The following is a 5,501-nucleotide window of genomic DNA, read 5'->3' as shown; positions in this document are numbered from 1 at the left end:
TTATTATACCAAATATTGGGGGTATTTTTTTCAATTTATTATACATATAATTATTCCGAATTTTCAGATTGACTTTTTCAGTGGCCCCGAACCGTTCTATTGGACAATTTTTCCTGATTGAGACTCCATTTTGTCCATGAGAACCCTTCTATTGGACAGTTTCGGGCTTTTGGAAGGAAAATTGTCCAATAGAGCGATTTTATTGGACAGTTTCGGGCTTTTTTTAAAAAAATTGTCCAAAAGAGCGGCCCTCTTGGACAGTTCCGTACCTTTTTACGAAAAATTGCCCAATAGAACCGCCCTCTTGGAAAGTTTCGTGCTCCATTTATTAAGACCCTTTTACCACTCTTACCTTCTTTATTTTGTATGCATTTTAAATTCAAGATAAAGATCATTATAGTAGCTAAGCATATCTTGCCCTAAGTTTTCATACACTTCAAGCCGATCCGTCAGTTCCGGTGAAGGATAGAACCGCTCATCGGAAACCGTCTCTTCTGGGAGAATGGACATGGCGGCTTTATTCGGGGTCGAGTAACCGACATATTCCGCATTTTGTGCCGCAACTTCCGCATCCAACATGAAATTAATAAATTTATGAGCTCCCTCAATATTTTTAGATGTTTTCGGAATGACCATATTGTCAAACCAAAGATTGGAGCCTTCTTCCGGAACAACATAGTCCAAGTTTTCATTTTCCCACATGATGTCCGCTGCGTCCCCGGACCAAATAACGCCAATCGGTGCTTCTTCATTGACCAACAACATTTTGATCTCATCGCCAACAATTGCCTTAATATTTGGTTGCAACTTTACTAATTTATCCTTTGCTTCTTGTAAGTGAACTTTATTTTTATCATTTAACGAGTAATGTAAACTGTTTAACCCAAAGCCAATGACTTCACGAGCTCCGTCAACAAGTAAGATTTGATTTTTTAAGTCGTCAGCCCACAGGTCATTCCAGCTATCAAAGGTACGATCACCAAGCATTTTTTTATTATAGACAATCCCAACCGTTCCCCAAAAATAAGGAACAGAATATTCGTTATCCGGATCGAAGGATAAGTTTAAAAATCGATCATCAATATTTTTCAAATTCGGCAGCTTTGATTGATCAAGCTTAAGCAACAACCCTTCTTCTTTCATTTTTTGAATTGCGTATTCGGACGGCATCGCTACATCGTATGTCGTTCCCCCTTGGCGAATCTTCACCATCATCGCTTCATTCGAATCAAAGGTTTCGTAAATCACTTTAATTCCTGTTTCCTTTTCAAATTGTTTAATTAAATCCGGGTCGATATACTCACCCCAATTGTACACCGTTATTGTGTTTCCGCCTGCATAACCTTCAGAAGCATTTAGACGTTGAACCCAAAACATGAGGGCAAAGGAAACAATGAAAATAACAGCAAATGTTTGAACTAATTTTTTCATTTTCTTGCCCCCAATCCGATGATTCGGCCATTCCGTTTTGAAATGAAATAATAGCCGATGACAAGTAATATCGTAAACAAGAACAAGATCGTTGACAATGCATTAATGGTCAATGAAACACCTTGTCGTGCCATCGAGTAGATTTCAACGGACAATGTGGAAAAGCCATTACCAGTTACGAAAAAGGTAACCGCAAAATCATCCAATGAATAAGTTAATGCCATGAAAAATCCTGCAAAAATACCCGGTGTAATATATGGTAAAATCACCTTTGTTAACACATTAAAATTACTCGCTCCAAGATCCTTGGCTGCATCGATCAAGGTTGAGCTCATTTCTTGCAACTTCGGTAAAACCATAATCACGACGATCGGGACAGAAAAAGCAATATGAGATAAAAGAACAGAAGAAAATCCCAACTTAATTCCGACTAAGGTAAAAAAGATAAGGAAGGATGCACCGATAATAACATCCGGACTAACAATTAAAATATTATTTAACGATAATAAAACATTTTTCGTCTGTCTTTTTTTCAAATGCCAAATCCCGACTGCACCAATTGTACCCAAAATCGTAGAAATAGCAGATGATAATAGCGCAATAATAATTGTATTTAGAACAATAATTAACAGGCGGGTATTTTGAAATAAATCTTTATACCATTCCAACGAAAAGCTTTCAAATTCATACATTTTCCCGCCGCTGTTGAATGAATAATACATTAGATAAAAGATTGGGGCGTATAAAATCAAAAAAACAATGGTTAAATAAATGGTGGATAGACTCTTTTTCTTCATCACCCGACACCCCCACGCTTTTTATTCCCGGTTAGCAACATAATAATCACCATACTAATAATTAAGAACACTGCAATGGTCGAACCCATGCCCCAGTCCTGTGTAACGAGAAAATGTTGTTCCACAGCTGTACCTAATGTAATCACCCGGTTTCCGGCAATAAGTCTTGTTAACATGAACAAACTAAGGGCTGGAATAAATACGACCTGACATCCGGACTTCACACCATCAAACGTTAACGGGAAAATCACCCGACGAAAAGTTGTCCAACCGGAAGCCCCTAAATCCCTCGAGGCATCGATGAACGACGGATTTAATTTATCCAATGCATTAAAAATCGGTAAAATCATAAACGGAATAAAAATATAAACAGAAACAAAGATAAAGCTGAAATCCGTAAATAAAATTTGCTTTTTGCCAATACCAAACACTTCCAAAAGGGCATTAGCAAAACCGTATGTGCCAAAAATCCCGATGAACGAATAAGCCTTCAACAATAGATTAATCCAGGAAGGCAAAATAATTAACAACAACCATAATTGTTTATATTTTGTCCTAGTCAGTAAAAAGGCGGTTGGATAGGCCACAAGCAAAGATACAGCAGTAATTAACAAGGCATACCAAAATGAACTTAATGTCATTTTTAAATAAACCGGTGTAAAAAATTTTTGGTAATTTGCCAGTGTAAAATTCCCGTGAATATCTAAAAATGAATAATAAACAATGAGCAGAATCGGCATAATCACAAATATTGCAATCCATATCACATAAGGAATGAGGTAAAAGTTTCGGCTTCTAGTCTGCATCTTTATCACCATAGGAATCATAGCTTTCTAGTCTTGCATCAAATTCCTCTTCCGTTTCCCCAAATCTCATGACATGAATCGCTTCCGGTTCAAAATAAAGGCCGATTTCCGCTCCAATTTCTGCTTTTTTTGTCGAATGGATGATCCATTCATTGCCGTTTTCATCATAACTGCATAGCTCATAGTGAACACCACGGAATAATACTGTGTCCACTTTTACATTTAGTTTCCCCCGGTCCGGAGTGGTAATCTCTAAATCTTCCGGGCGAATAACAACTTCTACCGGCTCGTTGGGGCTAAAACCTTGGTCAACACATTCAAATTGTTTACCGTCAAATTCCACCAAAAAGTCGCGTATCATTTTTCCTTTGATGATATTCGATTCCCCGATAAAATTGGCAACAAACCGGTTAATCGGTTCATCATAAATATCCCTCGGTGTTCCTTTTTGTTGGATTTTCCCTTCATTAATAACAAAAATTTCGTCACTCATCGCCAGAGCTTCTTCCTGATCATGGGTTACAAAAACAAAAGTAATGCCTAACCGTTGTTGTAGTTCCCGTAATTCATATTGCATCTCTGTCCGAAGTTTCAAATCCAGTGCAGAAAGGGGCTCGTCCAAAAGCAGGACTTCCGGTTCATTCACAATTGCACGGGCAATCGCTACCCGCTGCCTTTGACCACCGGACATTTCTTTAATTTCCCGGTTTTCAAATCCTACCAAGTTTACAAAACGAAGAGCTTCTCGGACCTTTTTATCGATTTCGTCATTTTTCATTTTTCTAATACGAAGGCCGAAAGCGACATTTTCATAAACATTCAAATGCGGGAAAAGGGCATAATCCTGAAATACGGTATTCACCTGCCGTTTATTGGCGGGAACATGGTTAATCAATTTATCTTTAAAATAAATTTTCCCGCTCGTTGCCTCAATTAATCCGGAAATAAGCCGAAGAATCGTTGTTTTACCGCATCCGGATGGACCAAGAAGGGTATAAAACTTTCCTTTTTCCATTTCAAAACTTACATTATCCAATATTGGTGGGTCATCATCATATTGTTTTGTTACATTTTCAAAGCGGATAATCGGTTGCTCAGTCATTGGTGCTCCCCCTTTATGTTTTTTACGTTAGGCTATTTTATAAATGAAACTTCAACCAAGTGAATGCCGGGGCCACTGAAAAACAATTCGAATAAGTTCACTCACTCAATATATAGTAGGATAGACCACAAAGTTACATCTAAATATGGTGTTAAGCAAGTGATTTTAGCACTTCTTCAGTGGTCTCGCGAATGCCACCAAACTTGATTTTTATAAGTAAGAATCGGTGGCAACTAGTAAAATTTTTGAAACCCCATCATGATGATTGAAAATTTGGTGTTCATTGGAAGCATAGAAATAAACAGATTCCCCTTCCTTCGCTGTATAAGTCGTTCTCCCCAGCTGCAAGGCTATTTCTCCTTTAAGAACGTAAATAAACGTTTCCGCAAGCGATGGTTCAAACTCTTTAAATTTCCCATTTGGTTCGAGGGTTAAAATAATCGGTTCCATATCATTTTCATTCGACTCCGGTACAAGCCACTGAATTTTGTAGCCATTTTCTTCGTCGATATACTCGGTTTGGTCTTCTTCCCCGTAGACCACTTTTTGACCATTATCCTTATCATCAAAAAATTCTTTAGGTGAACAACCGAGCACTTCTAAGATGTCGAAAAACGTCTCGATTGACGGTGAACTTAAGTCTCGCTCGATCTGGGAAATGTACCCTTTACTTAAATCGGTCCGTTCACCTAGTTCTTCCTGTGTCAATCCCTTTTTCAAACGTAAATTTTTGATTTTCTTACCAATTCCCCGATTCATCACATTACCTCATTTAAATTAGTGTTTACCAAAACTAAACCTATTGTAAAGAAAGTTTTCTATTTATAAACATAAAGTTTACTAATTCAGTTTTCTATTATACATGATTTTTCATAGCTTGCAATACATTTCTTCAATAAAATAGATTCTTTGTAAAAAAATTTTTGGTCAAATGAACATGAGGTTTTGGCTGAAGGAATTATCATGGATTTTCATGGAGTTGCAATCTTTTTCTTTTACAAAATCGACTCGTTGAAAAAATTCGGTTCAAATGGGCATGACATTTTTACTGAAGGACGAATAAGAGCGAATGTTTCTGGTGAAGGTTGATTGCGCTTGAGGACAGATTTATTTGAGACGGATGGGTGGCGAGAATGAATCTCGTCGCCAATATAGAAGCCTTCTCAACCAAAAACGGTGACGAGATCGAGTCTCGTCGCCAAAATTAAGCTTTTTTCTACCCAAAACGGTGACGAGATTGGGTTTCGTCGTCAAAATTAGGGATTTTTTTACCCAAAACGGCGACGAGAACGGGCTTCGTCGCCAAAAAATAGACTTTCTCGGTCAAAATTGGCGACGAGAACGGGCCTCGTCGCCAAAAACAAG

General features: G+C 37.8%; 5 protein-coding genes. All 5 read right to left on the bottom strand.

All coding sequences use genetic code 11. The features are described from left to right. Positions 1 to 357: 357 nt before the first annotated feature. The 5 genes from LIZ98_RS16730 to LIZ98_RS16710 all read right to left on the bottom strand — a co-directional run bounded on the left by LIZ98_RS16730 (position 358) and on the right by LIZ98_RS16710 (position 4,895). The gene (locus LIZ98_RS16730) at positions 358 to 1,431 is read right to left on the bottom strand and encodes an ABC transporter substrate-binding protein (protein ID WP_108897419.1); all 1,074 of its coding nucleotides are present in this window, start codon (positions 1,429 to 1,431) and stop codon (positions 358 to 360) included. Continuing rightward, positions 1,428 to 2,228, bottom strand: a complete 801-nt coding sequence (locus tag LIZ98_RS16725; protein WP_108897418.1) for an ABC transporter permease — start codon at positions 2,226 to 2,228, stop codon at positions 1,428 to 1,430. The genes LIZ98_RS16730 and LIZ98_RS16725 overlap by 4 nt, the downstream gene beginning before the upstream one ends. Beyond that, on the bottom strand, positions 2,228 to 3,034 hold the full coding sequence (locus LIZ98_RS16720) for an ABC transporter permease (protein WP_034767561.1): 807 nt from the start codon (positions 3,032 to 3,034) through the stop codon (positions 2,228 to 2,230). The genes LIZ98_RS16725 and LIZ98_RS16720 overlap by 1 nt, the downstream gene beginning before the upstream one ends. After that, positions 3,024 to 4,136, bottom strand: coding sequence for an ABC transporter ATP-binding protein (locus tag LIZ98_RS16715; RefSeq protein WP_034767559.1), 1,113 nt, complete (start codon positions 4,134 to 4,136; stop codon positions 3,024 to 3,026). Before LIZ98_RS16715 ends, LIZ98_RS16720 begins: the two co-directional genes overlap by 11 nt. Before the next feature lie 210 nt (positions 4,137 to 4,346). After that, a complete protein-coding gene (locus LIZ98_RS16710; RefSeq protein ID WP_227140313.1) occupies positions 4,347 to 4,895 on the bottom strand; it encodes a helix-turn-helix domain-containing protein in 549 nt (182 codons plus the stop codon). Positions 4,896 to 5,501: the final 606 nt, after the last annotated feature.

The sequence above is a fragment of the Caldibacillus sp. 210928-DFI.2.18 genome, assembly GCF_020554505.1.
Classification (GTDB): Bacteria; Bacillota; Bacilli; order Bacillales; family Caldibacillaceae; genus Caldifermentibacillus; species Caldifermentibacillus hisashii.
The sequence above is the reverse complement of the archived record's forward strand: the minus strand, read 5'-3'. Positions and strand labels throughout refer to the sequence as shown.